Source organism: Pseudarthrobacter sp. HLT1-3 (genome assembly GCF_059383535.1).
Genome location: NZ_JBWZCJ010000002.1, coordinates 49,097 through 70,132 on the forward strand (window position 1 = coordinate 49,097; position 21,036 = coordinate 70,132).

Sequence of the window (21,036 nt, forward strand, 5' to 3'; positions counted from 1 at the left end):
TTCCTGGGCCGCGGCACAGGCAACTGCGGCACCCAACCAGAGTGCCGCCGTCGTACCTCATGGCTGGCGCTACTCCTTGGCGGCTACGACTACGCTCCTGTCGCTACCGGATGTGGGCACGCGACGGCGTCTGCCGCGACGGCGCCGCGTGCCGCAGCTGACTAACCTCCGGGGTTACTTCTCGACCGCTTCCTCGCTGCCGGTCTCGATCCGCCCGCCGTCTGTTCGCCGCGCTTTTTCCGTTTGAACAGCCCTGCGACGCTCCCTCCGACCGAGCCCGCCGTACCGGCGATGGCGCCACCGACGCCCTTGACCGCGGTGAGGGCCTGGGGCTCATCTGGGATCCCGTCCCCGTCGATGTCCACACTCCGGAACGCGCGCGCTACCGAGTCGGCTGCGGTTGCTACTCCGGCGCCCACTGCTACAGCGCTCGTTGCGACGCCGCCTCCGACTGTGCTGGCAGTACCGGCAATCCAGTTTCCCGTCACCTTCGCGGCGTCCTCCATTGCTGCGAGAGCTCGGTTCTGTTCGACCTCGCGGTCTTCGGCGTCAGGATTATCCTTCATACTGACGGCCAGATGTTCGGGGAAGATATCCGGGGCATCGGCGAATGCTTGCCGGGCTGCGACGATGACGTCGCGACCGAACACGAAGCGGGTGACTCCTCCCGCCAAGGCTCCAACTCCGTATTCAATCGTTGCCTGCTGCTTTCCACTCAAATTTTCGCGCACGGCGTCCAGCTGACCCGTCTCCATGGTCCGAACCAGACTCTGCGCGGCGCCTCCCGGGAGGGTGTCCGCGAGCGTGTTCGCCCAGTGCGACCAGTCCGTGCGGCCAGCAGAGATCCTACTGCCGACGCCGACAACGCCTTCAGGCGACGCGCTCGATAGGTCTGTCGCCATCGTTGCGATTTGCTTCTGGCTCACGCGTTCGTTCGAGAGTCCGTAGACAAGGGCGAGAGCCTGGTCTTTGTCCAGGTCCATTCCGTGAATATCGGCAATAGCTAGCGCGAAGACCGCGGTGATCTCGAACTGCAGCTGCTCATCGCCTGCGGGAAGGAGAGCAGCGGCTCGCTGTGCACCGTTCTTCGCCGTACCCAGCGCCATGTTCTTTGCGGCGAGTTTCGCAGCGCTCTTTGCGGCAAGTTTGGCGGCCTCCTTGCCGGTCTTTTTGGCGGCCTGTTGGCCCGCACTCTTCATACCGGCTGCTGCCGCCCCGACTCCCGGAATCATCGCGATACCGATGTCAGCCGCGATCGCACCGGCGGCGATGACGGCACCAGCAGTGGTGATCGAGGTTCCGTAGTGACGCTCCAACATCTGGATCACCTCAGCGGGCGTTGCGTCCGGATGCCGGCGACGGAGCCTCATGACATACTTGCGAGCAATCGAGTGACGAGCACTCACGGCCTTCGCAATGTCGCGCGTGGCGTCATCGCCGACGAGCTCCGCCTCCAACGTGATGTTCTCGATACTGGTCATCGCTTACTCCTCTGTGATTGCACCTCACCTGGAGGTGTGAGCGCGGCTGATAGGTGAGAATCCGCCAGTGCCGCCCTGGATCTACGGTGATTGTATTCATGGATCCAGGCCGGGTGGGTCGCGGCGCGTGCAAACTCCTCGACCAAGTGAGTTCCACTTGCCAAAGAAGACCGGCCCCGGACCGATTTACATTGACGCGAAACGCCTGTCCCGCCGCATCTCTACGGACCACAACGAAAACCATGGGCGGGTAGCACCGAAACCGACTCATGAAGTTACGGGACGAGCTTGATGTCCTCGCCCCGGAGGTTGGCGCGGAAGCCGCCGTCCTGAACGGCGACGTCCTGAAGCACGAGGCCCTCGGGCAAGCCTTCGATGTCGTGCTCGATGGTCACGAGCCGGCGCACGACGGTGGCGATGGCGTCGGAAAGGAAGTCCGGCCCACCTAAGTCGATCGAGCGTGGTTCGACAATGAGCTTGCCGGCCTCGACCTCGACCGTGCCGGTGGCGATGACTGGCAGTTCGCGCCCCAAGGCATTGACGGTGCGAATCACCATGACCTGGCCGCCGCCAGCGGAGCGGACCACTGTCCCGTTACCGAGCTGGTTGGCGACGACCTCGAACGGCACGGTCGCATCCACGGTGAGCCGTGCAGCGACCAGCCCGTCCGGGCCCGCGACCACGTCCTGCCCGACGGTCCGGACGTCGCGGAGTATCGAGCCCGCGGCCACCACTGTCCCAGCGTCCAGCGCAAGGTCGGCGAGCCACACTTCGTCGTCGCGCAGGTCGGCGGGAGGCTGTGCGGCCGGCGGGTGGTCGAGGCCCAGCGGTGGCACAGGCCTTGCCTCGCCCCCGCCTGTCGGGTCGCTCACAGCCCACCAGAGGATCGCGGCCATCACCCCCAGGACGAGAACCGTCCCCGTAGCACCGATCAGCCAGTCCTTCACACGCGTCCGCTCCATTAGGACAGTCTGATGGCTCGCCCTCTGGGGCGCGAAACCCCAAGGCCGGTCAGGCCCCCAAGGCACAGTGTGCCTCCGGCTTGATTGCGCCGCTGCGATTCGCACATTTTTCACCTCGGCTGTGCCTTATCCCGCGGACCGTGTGGCTGCTTGCGACAACCGCCGGACCTTCACGGGCCCCTTGGCTAGACTGCTGGGGTACATGTCCCTCGACCATTAGGAGAAGTTCATGAGCTACAGCGGAAGTCAGTCCGAGAAGCCGGTAGCCGCCGGTGACCTGGACCGCAGCCATATCGGTCAGACCGTCAGCTTCCAAGCGAACGACTTCACAGTTGTCTTCGGAACCCTCGCCGGCGTGGCCCGGACGGACGCCATGGTGTACCTGGCTCTTCAGGGAGTGGGCGGCGGCACGCACCTCAAGGACGAATACGACCTGCCCGTCAGCCAGAACGTCTATCTCCAGATGGATCCCCTGAGCAGCGCCGGCAAAACCCTCGCCGACGCGGAACGGGTCATCAAGGAGAAGTTCGACGAGATCAAGAAGAACCTCCGGGATCGGGAACAGAAACCCGGTTCCGAGTAACCTGGTTACAGCCAGCGAGGAACCCCGCAGTGCCCAGCACTGTGGGGTTCCTCTGTTTGTCACTGCGTCCGGGGCGCCGCCCATAGGATTAGGCATGGACTTCGAAGGCACGCTCTGGACGGTTTTGGGAGCCGGGCTGGTTCTGCTGATGCTCGTTGACGTCTTTCGAACACTCCTCTATCCGCATGGTTCTGGTCCTTTAGGCCGGGCGATCATGCGCGGATTCTGGGTGGTGTCCAGAAGACTGCGGGGCCGGGGCTCTTTCATCGCAGCACCCTTGGCCATGGCCGCTGTCATTGGCGCCTGGGCAAGCCTGGCGGCCGTCGGCTGGGCCCTGCTCTATTTGCCCCACCTGCCGGCCGGTTTTATTCACGGAGCCGGGGTGCCACAGCGGGGCGACTTTGGCGAAGCGCTCTACATCTCCCTTGTCACTCTTTCCACTGTGGGGTTCGGCGAAATCGTGCCGGCGGATCCGCTGCTCAGGCTGGTTGTGGCCCTCCAGGCCGTCACCGGTTTCGGGTTGCTGACGGCAACGGTCACTTGGATCCTGCAGACGTACCCGGCCCTGAACCGCCGCCGGACACTTGCACACCAGCTGAGCCTGTTCAGGGAGGCTGCAGGTCCGGCGGGTGTCTTGTCACTGGATCCCGGGCACGCTGCCGGGCTGTTGGAATCGATGGCCGGAAATGTGGCTTCGGTGAGCATAGATCTGCTGGCGTTCCATGAAACCTATTACTTCCGTGAAATCGAGCAGCGCGGCTCCCTGCCGGCCACGGTGGCCTACGCCGAGGAGCTGGCATCCGAGGCCCAGCGCAGCGAGAGCCCTGAACTCCAGTTCGCCGGACGGATGCTCCACGCGTCGCTGGACGCCCTCGCGGAGGTCCTTCGCGGCAAATTCGGCCATGCAGGAGCCACGTCCTCCGATGTGTTCGACAGCTACGAGCTGCACCACCGCCACCTGCGGCGCGGCGAACCGGACACGAACCAGCCCTAGACATGTGACCAATCAGTCACCTATTCTGGACCTGTGGACGCCGTATTCAAGGCCCTGGCCGACGCCACCCGCCGCGATCTCCTGGATGAGCTCTACCGGAAAGACGGGCAGACCCTCCACGCCCTTGAGGCCCGCTGCGAGATGACCCGCTACGGCGTGATGAAGCACCTCAGGGTCCTGGAGGAAGCCGGCCTGGTGGTGACCCGCCGTCGGGGGCGCGAGAAACTCCACTTCCTGAATCCGGTGCCCATCCGGCTGGTCCACGACCGCTGGGTGAGCAAATATGCCGAACCATGGGCCGCTGGCCTCAGCGACCTCAAAATCAGATTGGAAAGTCCCATGGAAAAGATCTTCGAAATCTACATCAAGACCACCCCGGAGCGGCTCTGGGAGGCCATCACGGACGGCGAGATCCGCAGCAAGTACCAGTTCGGGTCCGTCATCAGCTCGGACTGGACGCCGGGATCCCGGTTCGAGATGGCACCCAGGGGCGGGGAACCCCTGGGCGAGGGCGAGAACCTCGAGGTGGACCCGCCCCGCCGTCTCGTCCAAAGCATGCGCGCGCTCTGGGGCGAGGACGTCAAGGCCGAGGGCACGTCAAGGGTTACCTGGGAGATCGAACCGGTGGGCGATTCCTGCCGCCTAACCGTCACCCACGACCAGCTCCGCGAAGGCGCCAACGACCAGCTCTACGGCGGCTGGCCGATGATCCTCTCCGGCCTGAAGACCTGGCTGGAAACCGGCGAGCTCCTCACCACGCCCGGCTCCCTCATGTACACCTGAGGCGGCCGGCGAGCGCAACGCGAGGGCGTCGTCGTGGATGCTAGGTACGCGGAAGGTCGGCGGCCTTAGCGTCGCTTGCTCGTTTCGGTGCTGGTGACGTTGAACGAAGCGTCCAATTTCACCGTCGCCGATGTCCCGTCGGCCTTCCGGATATGTGCCTCGTAGGCGGCACCCTCCGCATCGGTTTCGACCCGGACGACGGTCGCCCCCGGGTGAGCGGCCTTCGCCACCGCTTCCACACGGGCAGCGGTGTCGCCGGTCAGCAGCTGCTCGGTGATGCCGTTGGCCTGGTGGCCACCCTTGTGCGGGGACGCAGCAAGTGTTGTGGAGGTCGCCGCGCCGTCCGGAGCGGCCATTGCGAGATACATGCCACCGCCGGCGAGAGCGGCAGTTAATGCTGCACCCGCTGCGACGTTTTGAACTGTTTTCATCACATGCTCCTGATTTCTGCGATCAGGCCCATCGGTGCTTCCGCTGACCGCTGTATCGTCCTGGCCATCGCGTCCCAGCAACGCCCCGCGCGGGTGGATCCAGACATGTGGATTCTACGCATTTGTCAGGACGGCGACTAGGAGAATTGTCGCTCGCGCGCCAGGTGGTCAGTGGCGCGGTGGCGGCGGGACCCGGTCGTCCTTGCCGATGTTCTGCATGCCGACCGGTTCGCCCTCCCTGGCGTTGGTCCTCCTGTTGATCAGCCAGGTGATGAGCCACAGCAGCACGCCGATCACCATCAGTCCTCCGGCGATCTGGTACTGGATGACGTTGCGTCCCACCCAGGGTCCGGCGAGGAAGACGCACAGCAGGGCCGCGACGAGGGACAGTTGCCCGGGCGAGGTGAAGAACACCTGGCGGTTGGGGTCCCTCTTGCGGCGGAGGACAAGGCAGGTCACGTTCACCAAGGTGAACACGCACAGCAGCAGGAACGCCGTCGTTCCGGAGAGGTTCGCGACGATGTTGCTTTTTGGGTCGCTGGTGACGTACCAGATCAGCCCCAGCGCCAGGACGGTGGAAAACAGAATCCCGGCCCACGGGGTGCGGCGCTGCGGCAGGACTTTTCCGAGCGGTTTCGGCAGGACATTCTGCTTGGCCATGCCGTAGATCAGACGGCTAGCCATCAGCATGTTGATCAGGGCGGTGTTGGCGACGGCGAAGACCGCGAGGAACGGGAAGACCCTGTCGATGGGGAAGTCCGGCGCCCCCTTGGTCACCACCTCAAGGAGGGCTGCGCCTTCGGCTTCCCTGATCCCCTCAAGCTCGGTGGGCGTGAGCACGCTGACCACGGAAATGGCCACCAGCATGTAGAGGATCACGGCGATGCCGAGACCGGTCAGCATGGTCCGTGGGAAGATCCGCTCCGGGTTCTTCGTTTCCTCGACCATGTTGACCGAGTCCTCGAAGCCCACCATCGCGAAGAACGCGATGGACGTGGCCGCCGTGACGGCCAGGAACAGGCCCTTGTCCTGCAAGTCGTTGAAGACCAGGACCTCTCCAAGGTTCCCCGTCCCCTGTGACAGCACGTAGAAGCCGACCCCGATCACAATGCACAGGGCGAGCATCTCGACAATGGTGAGCACAACGTTGAACTTCACGCTCTCCCCCACGCCGCGCAGGTTGATGGCCGCCAGCAGCAACATAAAGCCCATCGCAACCGCGGTGACGACCTCCCGCCCGGGCAGGCCCATCCAGCCGTTGATTGCCAGGCCGCCGAAGAAGTTTTGGGCCAGGACGTTGGCGGAGGTGGAGGCGCTGGTGATGCCGGAGCAGACGACGGCGAACGCGACCAGGAAGGTGACGAAGTGGATCCCGAACGCCTTGTGAGTGTAGAGCGCCGCGCCGGCTGCCTGGGGGTATTGGGTCACCAGCTCCAGGTAGGAGAATGCGGTCAGGGTCGCGACGACGAAGGCAAGCAGGAACGGCAGCCAAACGATGCCGCCCACATTGCCGGCCATGGTTCCGGTGACGGCGTAGACGCCGGCGCCGAGGATGTCACCGACGATGAACAGGAGCAGGAGCTTGGGTCCGAGGACCCGCTTAAGCTTGGGTTCATCATCTTCGGGAGTTACATCGAAGACTTTGTCGGACGTGGTGCTCATGGTTGACCTCCACAGCGGGTACACGGCTCCTGAGAGCCGCGGTCGGACTCCCGGCCTCGATGCGACCTACTTCACTGTGATCTTCCCGGGTCAGTTTGGCAACGCCAAGGTGACGCTATTTCTGGCTACCGCGCGGCTCTCTCCATAAACATGCTAAACAGGGCCGCCAGCGGCGGGCCGGCGATCGCCAGAAGTGCCGCGATCACGACGGCCGCAACCAGTGTGACGATGACCCACGCCCTCACGCCTCCGCGCTCTGGATGGTCGTCACCGGAGGGGTCCTTCTTCACTTTGCCCTCTTCTCCCGTACCTTATGGCGCCTCAGGGCCGATGCGCAGCCCGTGCCCCGCATTCTGGTCCAACGTGCTTTGACCTTCCTAGAGCCAAAGGCCCTTTCCCAGGCGCGCACCCCTGACAGCCGCCGCCTTGGCGGGCATCGCCGTCGCCGCTCCGAACGCCGAAGCAGGCCCGCGCCGTCGTCGAACGCTGCCGTCACGGCAATTGCCAGCGCCATCCCCTTACAAGAGCGTCCGCAGCATGCCAGAGTTGAACGATGGATGAGGAAACTGGCGGGCTGGTCCTGAACCTGGAATACGTACTTGATGCTCCCCCGGAAGAAGTCTTCAGGATGATGACGGAATCGACCGAACTGGTGAAGTGGTGGGGGCCGCGCGGCTTCACCATCCCTGCAGCCGAACTGAACCTCACGGAAGGGGGCCGCTACGGTTTCCGCATGACGCCACCGGACGGGGAACCGTTCCACCTGTCGGGCGAGTTCCTGGAGATCGACGCTCCATGGCGCCTGGTGTATACCTTCCGCTGGGAGGAACCGACACCGGACGACCGGGAAACCGTCGTCGACCTCTCACTCGGGAGTACCGGGGAAGCCACACGCCTGGTGCTCGCACAGGGACCGTTCCTGACGGAAGAGCGGCGGACCCTACACCGCAACGGATGGACCGAGTCTTTCGAGAAATTGCAGGCGGTACTGAATAGTCGCACCTGAGGACGCACCGCCAGCTCGAACCGTGCCGGAAAGTGTTCACCCGAGGTCCAGTTCCCCGAACATGGCAGTCCATCTCTCCTCCCTAGGGTGGTCGGGTCGCCGGCGCAGCGCCGGCAACCGTCACCCAGGAGGAACCATCACCATGCGCACAGTCCTGACTGCCGCGGCCACCGCCGCGCTCATCGCCTCGCTCGCGAGCCCCGCCGTCGCCGCTTCACACACCGAAGCCGGCACCGCGCCGTCGTCGAACGCTGCCGGAACCGCCACCTCCACGATCAAGACCAACGAGCGCAACGGCTCCTTTGACCTGCAGTCCCACCGGGGAGGCCGCGGCGAGTGGACCGAGGAATCCCTGGCCGCGTTCGCCAATTCGCTGAAGCTGGGCGTCACCACCCTGGAGCTTGACACCCACCTGACGGCGGACGGCAAGGTCATCGTGTGGCATGACGACACGATCCAGGCGGACAAGTGCCGGGACACGGCGCCGGCCACCCCGGGCGACGCCGGCTACCCGTACGTCGGCGACCGCGTGGCCGAGCTGTCGCTGGCCCAGATCAAGACGCTGGACTGCGGCTTCATCCAGCTGAAGGGGTACCCGGAGCAGGACGTGATCGAAGGCAACCGGATCGCCGAGCTCAAGGACGTGTTCCAGCTGGTGCGCGACGCCGACGCCAAGAAGGTCGGCTTCAACATCGAGACCAAGGTGGAAAGCAGCCAGATCGGCGGCGAGGGCATGGTGGCCCTGACCCAGGCCGTGGTCGCGGAGATCCAGGCCTCCGGCATGGCGGACCGCACCACGGTGCAGTCCTTCGACTGGTCATCGCTGAACCTCACCAAGAAGATCGCCCCGGAGCTGCCCCTGGTTGCACTGTCCAGCGGCGACGCCTGGCTCCAGATCGGCCAGCCCGGCGCCAGCCCCAACCTCGGCGGCATCGACATCGACACCTACGGCGGATCCCTCGCCAAGGCAGCCGCGGCCCAGGGCTACGACGTCATCTCCCCCGCCTTCCGCTCCGTCACCGCCGGAATGATCGACGAAGCCCGCGAGCTCGGCCTGCCGGTCGTCCCCTGGACAGTCAACACCACCGCGGACATGGAGCGCCTGATGGACCTCGGCGTCGACGGCATCATCACCGACTACCCCACCCGCCTGCGCACCCTCATGGAGGAGCGCGGACTGAAGCTGCCCAAGGCCTACGCACCGACGGTCTAGACGTACGCAGAAAAGGCTGTCCGCGTTCCCTTTCGGAACGTGGACACCCTTCGTTGTGCCCGGCTGCGGTCGATCGGGCCGCCGCCGTGCGTCGGTTCATACTCAGGCCATAGCCATGGCGCCGATCTGCCGCATGATGCCCATGTTGTCAGTGGTGCCCCAATGCTCGGCTACCTTGCCGTCCTCGACGCGGACGATGTCGGTGCAGTCGAACTCCACCGTCTTGCCCGTGGGCGGGATGCCAGCCAGTTCCCCGCGATGGGTGCCCGTCAGGACAACATGGCATGCCTCCAGGTTCCCGGCGGCCAGGGAGGGCGTGATCTCCTTGACCTTGATATCCGGAAACGCCGACCGCATTGTTTTCACGAAGTATTTGACGCCCTCCCGGCCGGGAGGCTGGCCGGGGAGGCCCTCCTCGTGATTCACGAGGCCCTCTGACGCCAACTCATCAATGAGGGCGAGGTTTCCGCTCTCTACGACGTCCTTGTAGAACCGCACTATCAACATCTTTTCTTCTGACATTTCCGTCTCCTGGTAGGTGAGTGACCGAATTGGATCCCCCCGGCGTGGGGCACCGGCGGACGCGCAGACCCCACCTGGTGAGGTCATCCTTCCGGGCAGCTGCCCGCGCGAAGCGCCGGGAAACAGTGTGAAAAAGGAGTGAGGAACGGGCGAAACGCCTCGTTAAGGCTGAACATATTCCCGGGTTTTGAACCTGTCAAGGGGCCCAAGATCGCGCTCGCCGGATCGCTCCTCGAGCCCGGCAGTAGGCAGGTTTATGCTCGCCCGCACACTCCGGGGATTGTCACACCGGCCCCGTAGTCTGCTTGCACGAGCTTGAACCGTCCGACAGGGGATGACATGGCTGAGCTGATCCACGAGGCACCGGGCACGACGCCATCCCCGCCTGCAGCGGCTGACTCGGTCCCTGAATCATTCGAGCCGGATGACCCTGGCTGGCCGGAATTATCGGCAGCAACCGGCGGATTCACCGAGAACACCCTCGCCGACTACCTGCGCCGCCTGCGCCAATACGACCTGCTCACCGCCGAGCAGGAAGTGGAACTGGCGCAGGACATCGAGGCAGGACTTTTCGCCGAACACCTCTTGGCGGACGGCACATCCCGGCAGAGTCAGGACGAGGGGGAGCTTCGGACCATCGTCCTTCTGGGCAGGCGTGCCGCCGACAGCCTGCTCCTCGCCAACCTCCGGCTCGTCGTGTCGATCGCCAAGCACTACACCCACCGGGGCCTCGACTTTCTGGACCTAATCCAGGAAGGAAACCTGGGACTGCACCGGGCCGTCCGGACGTTCGACTTCACGAGGGGTTTCAAATTCTCCACGCACGCCACGTGGCTCATCCGGAGCGCCATCACACTGGCCGTGGCCAATCAGGCTCGTCTAATCAGGCTGCCGCTTCACGTCGTTGAACAGCTGAAGAAGGTGCGGACAGCACAACGGGCGGCCGCCATGTCAGGGACCGTCTGCAGCACAGAAGATCTCAGCCAGCTGACCAACAGTTCGATCGGGAACCTCGAATGTCTGCTGGCCCTGGACGAGCCGGTATTTTCGTTGGAATCGTGGGTGCCTGACGGCAGGGGCGGAGCCGCGGCCCTGGCCGAACAACTGTGGAATTCGTCCGACCCCGGCGCGGCCGATTCGGTTTTCCACCAACAGCTGCAGTCGCAGGTACAGACCGTCCTCGCCACGCTCGAGGACCGGGAGGCCCAGGTCATTGCGATGCGTTTCGGCATAACGGGCGGTGAAGGGAACACCCTGGACGCCGTCGCGAAGACTCTCGAAACGACCCGCGAACACATCCGCCAGATCGAGATCGCGGCGATGCAGAAGCTCAAGGAACCGTCCCGGTCCGACGTGCTGCGGCAGTACCACTTTGACTGCGATGGCCCAGCCAGCGTCGCGTCCTCAACCCGCCAGGAGACGGCGCCGGAGTCCGTGCCAGCAGCCCTCAGCCTCTCCGCTCCCCGCCACAGCAGCGACACGGCAAACACCACCGCGCCGAGTCCCAGCATGACGAAGACCATGAGCCCCCAGTTGGCCTGATTGACGCCGGTGCCTGTCGGCCGTCCTCAGTCGCCAGGGCTCCTGAGGGGATTGCTGAGCATCCAACGGACCGCCGTAAGTTTTGCTCAGTGTTGAAGTCTGCGGAGTTTGCTGGGCCGTTGTCGATTGGCTTGCCGTGTGGGCCAGCGGGGGCGTGGGAGACTGCTGCGGAGCAGCTGGCACTTCGGGAAACGAGATGAAGATCCTTCTAGTAGTGCTGGGAGACGATTCCAACTCTTGGGGTGGGAGACGTATCGAAGGCTAGGACCTTAACGCTTCGACCAGGTCCCGCATCGGGAGGTCTTGAAGTCTTGGCCGGCTGAGAGTGTCACTGACGGACGGCCACCGGTCACAATGTCATTGTCGATAATGTCAGAGCCGTTAGAACCCGTCCGGTAGATCCCCCAATAGCAGCCGGACGTGACATCCGCGTCGGCACGGTAAGTGCCCGGTTCAACGTCAACCCCGACGGTCCAACTACCTTCCCTGATGGTATTTGCGGCTTTCGCCTTTTCCGCCCCGGTAACGGCTTCTTCGCGCGCCTTCACTGCTGCTTCGGCAGTCTTTACGGCGGCCTCCGCGGCCTTGACGTCTGCGGACGCCTTTTCCACCCCAGCTTCGCGGGTAGTTACTGCAACTTCTCGACTCTTGATTCCCGCTGCGAGATTGTCGAAGCGCCCCTGCAGCGAGCCCAGTTGTCCGTTTACGGCGTCGTTCTCGGACTGGAGCGCAGCATAGGCACTACTCTTCTTCGGATCAGGAATTGCTGTGCCTAAGACGATTCCGCCGACAAGAAGCACTACCGCAGCGCCTGCCACCCAGTACCAGGAAAGCTTTCGGCCGACCCTGCGACCGCCCGGCGCCGCACTAGGAACTTCTGTTGACGCCTCTGATTTCAGTGGCTCCAACCCTTCAGTCGCCTTTTTACCGTTTACACGGAATTTCGACCAAGCGTTCTTGGTCGGAGCTTGCTGATCAGAAACCAGCGTGTCCGCACCGTCCGTTTGATTGAAAGTGGGCGGCTGGGCCGGTTTGCTTGGAACGCCAGGTTCTGTGTTACTTTCCGTCATGATGCAGTCTCTCCATGTTTTGTCGCCAATATGCTTGCGCGCCGCATCAGCGCACACGAACGCATCGACATCGACCGACGATTAAACCTACAACCAAAATTAGACTAGTTTATTCACCGAATCCAAGTGTGTCGACGCCACTCATCCACTTGACTTCTCCGGATGATCGAAAATGGGATTTGTTACGCGGTCAACAGGTAATACACCGCGGTTCTAGACGTCAGTTCAGTCACAAATCCGGGTTCGAAGGAACACTCCAGGTACACGTGTTGCGGTATTCTGGCACTTTGTTGGCTCGCCAGTGGAACCCTCGCCTTGACCATAGGTCAGCAGATACCGCCCTTTAGGTTTTCTGTCTGCAACGTCATATATGCTTCAATTTGGATCACGGGCCACCCCTGTTAGACGCTTACTTCGCACCTGCGTTTTGGCGTCATTTGGGGTGCCTAAACGGGCTTCGCCCAATTCCCGCCGCTTGGATTGCGGCGATCGGCTGATTGTTGCGCACATCCCGTAGCAAACCTCCGGTCGGATCACAACTGACCATGAAATAAATAGGGGAAAAACAATGTCCGAATTCAAGAATGACACCGCACCTCCGGCCGCGCCCGCGCCTCAGGTTCAGAACGTGCTGCCCGTGGAGGCGAAGCGAACGAATGGCCTCGGCGTCGCGGCCCTCGTCGTGGGTATCGTCGCAGCAGTATTCAGCATCATTCCGCTGGTCGGTATGGTCGCTTTCTTCCTGGGCCCGGTCGCCATCATTCTCGGCATCATCGCCTTCCTGCTCAAGAACCGGAAGAGGGGTATGGCCATCGCCGGAATCATTCTCGGCGTCGTCAGCCTCATTGTCGCCGGAATGATGACGGCTGCCATCGGCGCCGCTGCCAAGGCCGTTGACGAGAGCATCAACGCCGAGCACACCGTGGAGTATGTCATCACCACATCAGGTCCTGCCACGGTCAATTACTGGACCGGTTCGGGAAGCTCGACCGAGAAGGTTACGGCTGACTGGAAAAAGTCCATCACGTCCAAAGACCTGAACATCACCAGCCTTTCCGTAATGGGCGACTTCAGCAACTCCACCGCTGCTGTCAGCTGCGAAATCCTTGTCGACGGAAAGAGCGCAGGAAAGAACGTCGGAAACGGTGCAGGCGCCAACGCTACGTGCTCAGGGAGCACCTGGACGAAGTAGCTCAAGCCTCGGCTGGTACGGGACGCGTCGTCGTTCCGTACCGGCCATTTCTATCTCCGACTACTCCGGCCGTAACAGGCGCCCTCTACAAGAGACACCTCAACCACCACGAGTCCGACCGGTTCGCGCCGACTGCAGTTCCTCAATCGAGATTCGATCCTGACGGCGGCCGTGATCGCTCCAGCGGACCAGCCGCCGATGTTCGCCGATGGCTATTCCTCGGCTTCGCCTCGAATCAGGGCAATCCGGGGTTGACTCGGAATGACCCGGCAGTCCGTCCCTGACGGACGGCCCGCCACAACTTAGAAAATGGAAAAATGAGAAAAACCTTAAGCGCCATGGTTTTGACTGCAACAGTTGCGCTGGTCGGGTGCGGTCAGGCGACCGGGCCGGAATCGGCGGCTTCAACGGCGGCTGCTGCGGCACCCACAGCTAGCTCCACGCCCACACCCACTCCCACCACTCTCACAGTGTCGGAAGCGGCCACCTGTACCTTGCTGATCGGTTCCAAGGAGGACGGCCCCCTCATCCAGTACATAAATGGCATTACTGGCTTTGAGGCCTCAAATCAGGCAGCAATCACCAAGATTGCAGAGGCGCGGGACGCCGTCAAGAGCATCGCCAAGAGCGCCAATCCTGAGATGAAGGTGCTGCTAGCAGCCCTATTCTCGAACGACATCAACGAGTTCAAAGCCTCCGGAGTAGACCTGCTGACTAGGTGCTCCTAGTCATCTGATTCCTCGCTGCGACGCCGAATCACTGGGCGAGTACGGCGGGTGGCAGTGGAGCCGCGCGGCATAAGCGCCTCGGAACTTCAGTTCCGCAGATAAGAAGGCTGAGTGCGTTCCCTTTCGGAACGTGGACGTCCTTCGCTGCGCCCGGCGGTCGACCCGGCCGCCGTCGTGCTTCGATTTGCCGCATGATGCTCAGGTTTTCCTGGTACCCATGCTCGGCCGCATTGCCCGTCGCGAAGGCGTTCGGCACGACCCGCGACCGCATCCGCCATATCGAGATCGCGGCGATGCAGAAGCTCAAGGACCCGTCCCGGTCCAACGTGCTGCGGCAGTATCACTTTGACTGCGACGGCCCGGCCGCCGTCGCATCCTCACCCGCCGCGGAGACGGCGTTGGAGTCTCCGCCGGAGTCCGCACCGGCGGTCCTCAGCCTCTCCGCTCCCGCCACAGCAGCGAGACGGCAAACACCACCGCGCCGAGTCCCAGCATGACGAAGACCATGAGCCCCCAGTTGGCCTGGTTGACCCCGGTGCCGTAGAAAATCCCGATCAGGACGGTCGCAGTGATCGCCCCGATGTACCGGCAGGTCTGAAAGATCCCGGCGGCCACCCCACGCTCCTCCGGCCGGGTGGACAGGTACATGCCCTGGCTGGAGGCGATGCTGACCACTCCGTACGGCACCCCCATCAGGGCGGTCAGCGCGAGGACCAGCGGAACCGCGAACGAGGCGGTCAGCAGCCACATGGTCCCGGAGGCGATAAGCAGCAGCACGACGCCGGCGATCAGCACCCGCTTGACGCCGATCCGGTCCATCGTGCGGACCGCGACCGGCGTCACCAGCACCGACATCGCCGCCAGCGGCAGCATCAGCAGGCCGACGACACCTGGCTCATAGCCCCCGGCCTGCTGCAGCAGCTGCGGCAGGCCAAAGAAGGAGAAGTAGTAGACGCCGTTGAACAGGGCGAAGCCCAGATACACCAGGAGCAGCGGCCGGTTCCGGCCGAGCAGCCGCAGGTCCAGGAACGGCGGGTCGAAGCGCAGCTCCCGCCATACGAAGAGCACCGCCACCAGGGTGCCTGCTCCGAGCAGCCACCAGCGGTAGGCCGGCAGGACATTGAGCAGCGCCATCATCACCAGGACCATGGAACCGATGAAGGCCAGGATGCCGGGGATGTCCGAGTCGCGCAGCAGCTCAGAGGCCCGGCCGCGTTCCCGCTCCTCATCCGCGGGGGCGAACCGCTGGACCAGGACGATCGCGGCCAGGGCCAGCGGGACGTTGACCAGGAACAGGGCCTCCCAGCCGACAAAGCCCACCAGCAGTCCGCCCACCACGGGGCCGACGGCGGCCGCGGAGGTGTTCGCCATCTGGATCCGGCCCAGCGGCCGGTTGGACTTCACCTTTGCCTGCCGAGCCAGCGCATTGACCATCACGACGGCGCTGGGGTACGCGGTCGCCGTGCCCAGTGCCATGACGGCACGGGCTACGCAGAGCAGGACGAAATTCGGGGCGAACGGGGCAAGCGCGCAGGTCACGGCCACCAGAACCATGCCGAGGATGAACAGCCGCCGCGGGCCGAACCGGTCCGCCAGCCGGCCCATCAGCGGCTGCCCCGCCGCGGAGGTGAGATAGAAGGAGGTGATCACCCAGGTGACGGTGGCGACGTCGAGCCCGAAGTCGGCGCGCAGCACCACGAGGGCGACGGCGATCATCGAGGAGTTCAGCGGGTTCAGGGCCGTGCCAAGGCTGAGCCCTGCGACGGCGAGACCCGTCCGGGGAGAGTTGCTCACGGCAACAGTCTGTCCCACCCGGCGAGCCAAAATCGAACCGGACAACACAATCCGCCGCGGCGGGCGGCTGACGCGTCATGCAGGGCAGACTTTTGGCTTTACAGTTGCCGGGAACCCGCTGAATACCGCGGAAGTCCTCGTGGTGTGCAGGGTAAACGCTGTCTACAGTGACGCCGAAGTCACGGCTTGCGGGCGATCACGTCGTAGATGTGCCAGTGCTTGGGACCGCGGAACGACTGACCGTCGTCGTCGTACACCTCAAACTTCAGGATCTCCAGCCCGTCGAAGAGCTGCCGGGCCTCCGCCTCGGTGTGGAAGTTCCATTCCGGGACGTCCGCCCAGGAATCCCGGTCGCCGAACAGGTTTACCGCCACGATGCCCCCTTGCTGGAGGGCGTTCAGCATCAGCCGCCAGAAGCTGTCGAAGTGATCCGGGTGGATGAACGGCAGCGAATAGCCGGCGAAGATCAGTTCCGCGTCCGGGAGTGTCCGGAGCTCCTCGAACGGCCGTACCTCGATGCTGAGCCGGCCGGCCGCATCCGCCGGGGCGATCCCCAGCAGCCGTCCCCTGGTGTCCGGCAGCGAGTCCACGGCGTGCACCCGCCACCCATCGCCCAACAGCGCCAGGGTTTCTTTTCCGGCGCCGCAGCCCAGGTCGAGGGCACGGCGTCCCGGCCCTGGCCCGGCGAAAGCCATCGCCTCGAGACAGAGGGGGCGCACGGGTCTGGCCGCCTGGGCCGCGTTGTAGTCAGCCCAGACTGCGTTGCCGGCGACGGCGCCGGCCCCCTCCGCCGCACGCCCGGCCTCCGGTGTCACAGGACCTTGGAAAGGAACGCCTTGGTGCGGTCGTGCTGCGGATCGCTCAGCATCTGCCGGGGCGGGCCGGCCTCCACCACCACGCCTTCGTCCATGAAGACGAGCGTGTCGGCCACTTCGCGGGCGAACCCCATCTCGTGGGTCACCACGATCATGGTCATGCCGCTCTTGGCCAGTTCCTTCATCACGTCGAGGACCTCGCCCACGAGTTCCGGGTCCAAGGCACTGGTCGGTTCGTCAAAGAGCATCAGCTTCGGATCCATGGCCAGCGCACGGGCGATGGCCACGCGCTGCTGCTGCCCGCCGGAGAGGTGCGCAGGGTAGGCATCGCCCTTGTCCCCCAGGCCCACCCGCTCCAGCAGTTCCATGGCCCGGGCGGTGGCTTTGGCCTTGGACAGACCCTTCACCTTGATCGGAGCCAGCGTGATGTTCTCCACCGCGGTCAGGTGCGGAAACAGGTTGAACCGCTGGAACACCATCCCGATTTCCTGGCGCTGGTGGGCTGCTTCCTTGAGCTTGAGTTCGTAGAGCTTGTCGCCCTTCTGGCGGTAGCCCACCAGCTGCCCGTCGACCGAGAGCCGGCCGCCGTCGACCCGTTCCAGGTGGTTGATGCAGCGCAGGAACGTCGACTTGCCCGAACCGCTGGGCCCCACAATGCAGAGCACCTCCCCGGGGTCGACTTCCAGACTGATCCCGCGCAGCACCTTATTGGTGCCGAAATTCTTAGACACCCGCTCCGCGAGCACCATCGGCACGTCCGTCATCCTTTGCCTCCAAAGTCTGTGCCAATCGGTCCGGCGGGCGTGCCCGGGACCGCAGTCTCGGCCGGTCCCGGCGTCGCCGGTTCCTTGCCCGTCTTGATCCGTCCGGTTCCCCGCGAGAACCGCTTTTCAATGAAGTGCTGGCCCACCATCAGGATGGAGGTGAAGAGCAGGTACCAGAGCGAAGCCACAATCAGCAGCGGCACCGGCGTGAACGTCACGGCGGAGATACCCCGGGACACGCCATAAAGGTCGATGCTCAACGGGATCGCCGCCACCAGCGAGGTGGTCTTGAGCATCGAGATCACCTCGTTGCCGGTGGGCGGAATGATGATCTTCATGGCCTGGGGAACCACCACGTACCGCATGGTCTGCCCCCAGGACATCGCCAGCGCCGTCGAGGCTTCCTCCTGGCCCGTGTCCACGGACAGCAGCCCGGCGCGCACGATCTCGGACATGTAGGCGGCCTCGTTCAAGGCCAGCCCGATCACGGCGGTGATGAAGAGGTTGGTGAAGACCTCGTTCGGGATGGTGGCCCACGGCTCCATAAACGGAATGCCCAGCGTGAACACCGGGTAGATCAGGGACACGATGCCCCAGAAGACCAGCTGCACGTAGACCGGGGTTCCGCGGAAGATCCAGATGTACAGCCAGGCGATGCTCTTCAGCACCGGGTTAGGCGAAAGGCGCATGATGGCCAGCAGCAGGCCGATGACGATGGCGCCGATCATCGCATAGATGGTCAGCCACAGGGTCACCCACGCTGCCTGGCTGATCCGGCGGTCGAAGATGTACTTGCCCACGTCCGCCCAGCCATAATCCGGGCGCTGGGCGGCGTCCAGCACGAAGACCGCCAGGCCGATGACGAGGAGCACCGCCACCACGTTCCGCCAGGGATGGCGCAGCGGGATCGCCACGATCGCTTCCGCCGGCGCTTCATCCCCGCCCTGGGTGCCAGTGGTCCGCGGCTTGCGACCTGCCCGCTTGATACCGGGTTCCGGCGTTCCACCGGGTTCCGGCGTCCTGCCCGGTTCCGCCTCAGTCATCCGGCCCGGTTCCGGCTCGCTCATCTGCGATCAGCCTTTGGCTGCCACGTTGAGGTCCGCCGTCTTGACTCCGCCGGCTTCGACGCCCCACTTGGACAGGATCTTGGTGTAGGTGCCGTCGTCGATCAGCGTCTGGAGGGCCTTCTGCAGGACCGGCGTGAATTCGCTGCCCTGGGCCACGGGGATGCCGTACGGTGCCACTTCAAAGGCGTCGCCGGCGGTCTGCAGCTTGTCCTTGGTCTTAGAGATCGCGTAGAGGGTAACGGGCGAATCGGCGCTCATCGCGTCAACCTGTCCAACCACGAGGGCGTTGGTCGCCTGGTCCTGCGCGTCGTACTTGAAGATGGTGATGGCCGGCTTGCCGGCGTCGGTGCAGGCCTTCGACTTTGCGGGCACTTCGTGGGTGTCCTCATACGTGGTGGCCTGGACGGCGACCTTGAGCCCGCAGGCGTTGTTGGGGTCGACGGTCTTGCCCTTGGGGGCGGCCCACTGGATTCCGGCGGAGTAGTAGTTGACGAAGTCGACCTGCTTCTCGCGTTCCAGGGTGTCGGTGAAGGATGACATGCCCATGTCATCCTTCCCGGCGCGGACGGCGGGAAGGATGTTGTCGAAGGTGCCGATGTCGAAGTTAACCTTCAGTCCCATGATCTGGCCCAGGGCGTTGGTCAGGTCCACTGACCAGCCTGCCGGGTTGCCGTTGTCGTCCTTGAACTCGTTGGGCGGGTAGTTGTTGGCCATGCCGACGTTAAGCACCCCCGCGGTCTTGATCTTCTCCGGAAGCATCGCGGCAATGGCATCGTTCTTTTTGACCTCGATGGCGTCAGCTGATCCGGTTCCGGAGGCCCCGCCGGTAGCGGCCGGCTGGCTGTTGTCGACGCAACCGGAGAGCGCGAGCGCTGTAGCCAGGGTGAGAACGGGGAGGACGTATCGAGTGCGCATGGTTTCCTTAGTTGTTCAGAGTGTCCCTTGGTTCCCGCAAGTCTGCGGGAGGAGGGCACCAGGTGCCTGCAAGCTCAGAACTCGTTAGTGCGTGTTGCCTGACGCTGTTGATTCAAGGATTTCCCCGGAATGCCGGATGTCCCGCAGAATTTCCCCGCCCCGAGCCTTCACCTCCGCAATGCTGGAAACGCCCACTAACGTCATGGTACGCCGCAGCTCATCCGCGAAGATCTCAATGATGCGTCCGACGCCGGGCGACCCCGCCGCGACCAGTCCGTACAGGTAGGCCCGGCCGATCGAGCAGGCATCGGCACCCAGGGCCAGCGCCTTGAGGATGTCGCTGCCCCGGCGGATGCCCGAGTCCACGTAGATCTCAATCGAGTCACCCACCCGCTGGCGGGATTCCTGCAGCACATCCATCGGGCTCAGCATGTGGTCGAGCTGGCGGCCGCCGTGGTTGCTGAGCTGGACGGCATCCAGGCCGATCCGGGCGGCCTTTTCGACGTCGGCCGGGTTGACGCAGCCCTTGAGCACGATCTTGCCCTGCCACGCCTGCCGCAGGGCAACGAGCTCGTTCCAGCCGCTGGTCGCATCCGAGTGGCCGAGGATGTGCTGCCACATGGACGGCGTGACCACGGAGGTGGCCGCCGGACTGCGCGGGTCCAGGTTCGGGAAACTGATGCCGTCCGACTTCAGGAAGTTGATCCGCCGGGCGATGTCCGCGATGGTGGACAGCGTCAGCGCCGGTGGAGCCGTGAAGCCGTTGTGCAGGTCCCGTTCCCTCGCGCCCAGGGCCCGGGTGTCGACGCCGACAATCAGAGTGGTGAATCCGGCGGCTTCGCAGCGCGCCAGTTTGTCCTTCATGGCCTGGGCGTCGGCGGTGAGCCCGAAGTTGAACCAGCGGTCCAGGTCTGGGTGGCCCGCCGCGATGGTTTCCATCGGCACAGTGCTCAGTCCGGCCAGACCATACGGGATGTGCGCCCGGTCGGCGGCGGCCGCGACGGCGAGTTCGCCCTCGGGATGGAACAGGCGGGTCGCGCCGGTGGGCGTCAAGGTCAGGGGCAGGGAACTGGCTTTCCCGAGGATGGCCGTGCTGGTGTCCGGTCCGGTGACCGGGCCCCAGCTGGGCATCAGCGCCCAGGAGTCGAAGACGGCGCGGTTGCGGCGGAGCGTCACTTCGTCTTCGGAGCCGCCGTCGAGGTAGTCGAAGATCCCGGCCGGCAGGACCCGCCGCGCCGATTTCCGGTACTCCTCCACATTGAACGCGTTGGCCAGCACCCGGCGACGCCGGGACAAGACGGGGGCTTTGACCTGGACGAGCTGCCTGGCTTCGCTGATTTTCAAGGGGGACGGCCTTCCACTGCGTGCGAGCTTTACGGTTCAGCGGAGAAAGCAGCCGCTGCGATCGCCGATCCCGATCAGACGATTCTGGCCCATCCACCCCTCCGGCACCGTCCCATCGACGTGACACGCCGGAGAGCGCCGCCGCAGCGCCGCCACCACGGGCGCGGC

General features: G+C 64.3%; 21 protein-coding genes. 8 read left to right on the top strand and 13 right to left on the bottom strand.

Going from position 1 to position 21,036, the window contains the following annotated elements:
* Window positions 1–161: 161 nt before the first annotated feature.
* Both AC50X9_RS01950 and AC50X9_RS01955 read right to left on the bottom strand, forming a co-directional pair.
* Window positions 162–1,481: a hypothetical protein gene (locus AC50X9_RS01950; RefSeq protein WP_494889616.1), complete on the bottom strand. Its 1,320-nt coding sequence runs from the start codon at window positions 1,479–1,481 to the stop codon at window positions 162–164.
* A gap of 275 nt (window positions 1,482–1,756) precedes the next feature.
* Window positions 1,757–2,443, bottom strand: coding sequence for an LmeA family phospholipid-binding protein (locus AC50X9_RS01955; protein WP_494889618.1), 687 nt, complete (start codon window positions 2,441–2,443; stop codon window positions 1,757–1,759).
* A gap of 229 nt (window positions 2,444–2,672) precedes the next feature.
* On the opposite strand from AC50X9_RS01955, the gene AC50X9_RS01960 reads away from it, so the two are divergent.
* From AC50X9_RS01960 to AC50X9_RS01970, 3 genes are all read left to right on the top strand, one after another.
* Window positions 2,673–3,026: a hypothetical protein gene (locus tag AC50X9_RS01960; protein ID WP_494889620.1), complete on the top strand. Its 354-nt coding sequence runs from the start codon at window positions 2,673–2,675 to the stop codon at window positions 3,024–3,026.
* 94 nt (window positions 3,027–3,120) lie between these two features.
* Window positions 3,121–4,020, top strand: a complete 900-nt coding sequence (locus AC50X9_RS01965; RefSeq protein WP_494889622.1) for a potassium channel family protein — start codon at window positions 3,121–3,123, stop codon at window positions 4,018–4,020.
* Between the two features lie 33 nt (window positions 4,021–4,053).
* Window positions 4,054–4,803: an ArsR/SmtB family transcription factor gene (locus tag AC50X9_RS01970; RefSeq protein WP_494889624.1), complete on the top strand. Its 750-nt coding sequence runs from the start codon at window positions 4,054–4,056 to the stop codon at window positions 4,801–4,803.
* Window positions 4,804–4,868: 65 nt separating this feature from the next.
* Here AC50X9_RS01970 and AC50X9_RS01975 read toward each other — a convergent pair whose 3' ends face one another.
* From AC50X9_RS01975 to AC50X9_RS01985, 3 genes are all read right to left on the bottom strand, one after another.
* Window positions 4,869–5,234 (bottom strand): PepSY domain-containing protein, encoded by a 366-nt coding sequence (locus tag AC50X9_RS01975; protein ID WP_494889626.1) that lies wholly within the window; start codon window positions 5,232–5,234, stop codon window positions 4,869–4,871.
* Window positions 5,235–5,402: 168 nt separating this feature from the next.
* Window positions 5,403–6,896 (bottom strand): APC family permease, encoded by a 1,494-nt coding sequence (locus AC50X9_RS01980; protein WP_494889628.1) that lies wholly within the window; start codon window positions 6,894–6,896, stop codon window positions 5,403–5,405.
* Between the two features lie 125 nt (window positions 6,897–7,021).
* Entirely contained in the window at window positions 7,022–7,186 is a 165-nt protein-coding gene (locus AC50X9_RS01985; RefSeq protein ID WP_494889630.1) for a hypothetical protein, read from the bottom strand.
* Window positions 7,187–7,449: 263 nt separating this feature from the next.
* On the opposite strand from AC50X9_RS01985, the gene AC50X9_RS01990 reads away from it, so the two are divergent.
* Together AC50X9_RS01990 and AC50X9_RS01995 are read left to right on the top strand one after the other, a co-directional pair.
* Entirely contained in the window at window positions 7,450–7,902 is a 453-nt protein-coding gene (locus AC50X9_RS01990) for an SRPBCC family protein (RefSeq protein ID WP_494889632.1), read from the top strand.
* 142 nt (window positions 7,903–8,044) lie between these two features.
* Complete coding sequence (locus tag AC50X9_RS01995; protein WP_494889634.1) at window positions 8,045–9,115, top strand: glycerophosphodiester phosphodiesterase family protein; 1,071 nt, start codon at window positions 8,045–8,047, stop codon at window positions 9,113–9,115.
* 102 nt (window positions 9,116–9,217) lie between these two features.
* On the opposite strand, the gene AC50X9_RS02000 is transcribed toward AC50X9_RS01995, so the two are convergent.
* Window positions 9,218–9,637, bottom strand: coding sequence for an ester cyclase (locus tag AC50X9_RS02000; protein WP_494889636.1), 420 nt, complete (start codon window positions 9,635–9,637; stop codon window positions 9,218–9,220).
* 339 nt (window positions 9,638–9,976) lie between these two features.
* Between AC50X9_RS02000 and AC50X9_RS02005 the strand changes: the two genes are divergently transcribed.
* Entirely contained in the window at window positions 9,977–11,179 is a 1,203-nt protein-coding gene (locus AC50X9_RS02005; protein ID WP_494889638.1) for a sigma-70 family RNA polymerase sigma factor, read from the top strand.
* Window positions 11,180–11,448: 269 nt separating this feature from the next.
* On the opposite strand, the gene AC50X9_RS02010 is transcribed toward AC50X9_RS02005, so the two are convergent.
* A complete protein-coding gene (locus AC50X9_RS02010; protein ID WP_494889640.1) occupies window positions 11,449–12,249 on the bottom strand; it encodes an Rv1352/Rv1906c domain-containing protein in 801 nt (266 codons plus the stop codon).
* A gap of 568 nt (window positions 12,250–12,817) precedes the next feature.
* Here AC50X9_RS02010 and AC50X9_RS02015 point away from each other — a divergent pair.
* Window positions 12,818–13,441, top strand: a complete 624-nt coding sequence (locus AC50X9_RS02015; RefSeq protein ID WP_494889642.1) for a DUF4190 domain-containing protein — start codon at window positions 12,818–12,820, stop codon at window positions 13,439–13,441.
* A 317-nt stretch (window positions 13,442–13,758) separates the two neighbouring features.
* Window positions 13,759–14,169 carry a hypothetical protein gene (locus AC50X9_RS02020; RefSeq protein ID WP_494889644.1) on the top strand — a complete coding sequence of 137 codons (411 nt, stop codon included), beginning with the start codon at window positions 13,759–13,761 and terminating at the stop codon, window positions 14,167–14,169.
* Window positions 14,170–14,601: 432 nt separating this feature from the next.
* Here AC50X9_RS02020 and AC50X9_RS02025 read toward each other — a convergent pair whose 3' ends face one another.
* The 6 genes from AC50X9_RS02025 to AC50X9_RS02050 all read right to left on the bottom strand — a co-directional run bounded on the left by AC50X9_RS02025 (window position 14,602) and on the right by AC50X9_RS02050 (window position 20,868).
* Window positions 14,602–15,963: an MFS transporter gene (locus AC50X9_RS02025; RefSeq protein WP_494889646.1), complete on the bottom strand. Its 1,362-nt coding sequence runs from the start codon at window positions 15,961–15,963 to the stop codon at window positions 14,602–14,604.
* Between the two features lie 179 nt (window positions 15,964–16,142).
* Entirely contained in the window at window positions 16,143–16,778 is a 636-nt protein-coding gene (locus AC50X9_RS02030) for a class I SAM-dependent methyltransferase (RefSeq protein WP_494889648.1), read from the bottom strand.
* Window positions 16,775–17,542 (bottom strand): amino acid ABC transporter ATP-binding protein, encoded by a 768-nt coding sequence (locus tag AC50X9_RS02035; RefSeq protein ID WP_494889651.1) that lies wholly within the window; start codon window positions 17,540–17,542, stop codon window positions 16,775–16,777. The genes AC50X9_RS02030 and AC50X9_RS02035 overlap by 4 nt, the downstream gene beginning before the upstream one ends.
* On the bottom strand, window positions 17,539–18,609 hold the full coding sequence (locus AC50X9_RS02040; RefSeq protein WP_494889657.1) for an amino acid ABC transporter permease: 1,071 nt from the start codon (window positions 18,607–18,609) through the stop codon (window positions 17,539–17,541). Before AC50X9_RS02040 ends, AC50X9_RS02035 begins: the two co-directional genes overlap by 4 nt.
* 6 nt (window positions 18,610–18,615) lie before the next feature.
* Window positions 18,616–19,524 (bottom strand): ABC transporter substrate-binding protein, encoded by a 909-nt coding sequence (locus AC50X9_RS02045; protein WP_494889659.1) that lies wholly within the window; start codon window positions 19,522–19,524, stop codon window positions 18,616–18,618.
* Window positions 19,525–19,608: 84 nt separating this feature from the next.
* Complete coding sequence (locus tag AC50X9_RS02050; RefSeq protein WP_494889661.1) at window positions 19,609–20,868, bottom strand: alpha-hydroxy acid oxidase; 1,260 nt, start codon at window positions 20,866–20,868, stop codon at window positions 19,609–19,611.
* Between the last annotated feature and the right edge of the window lie 168 nt (window positions 20,869–21,036).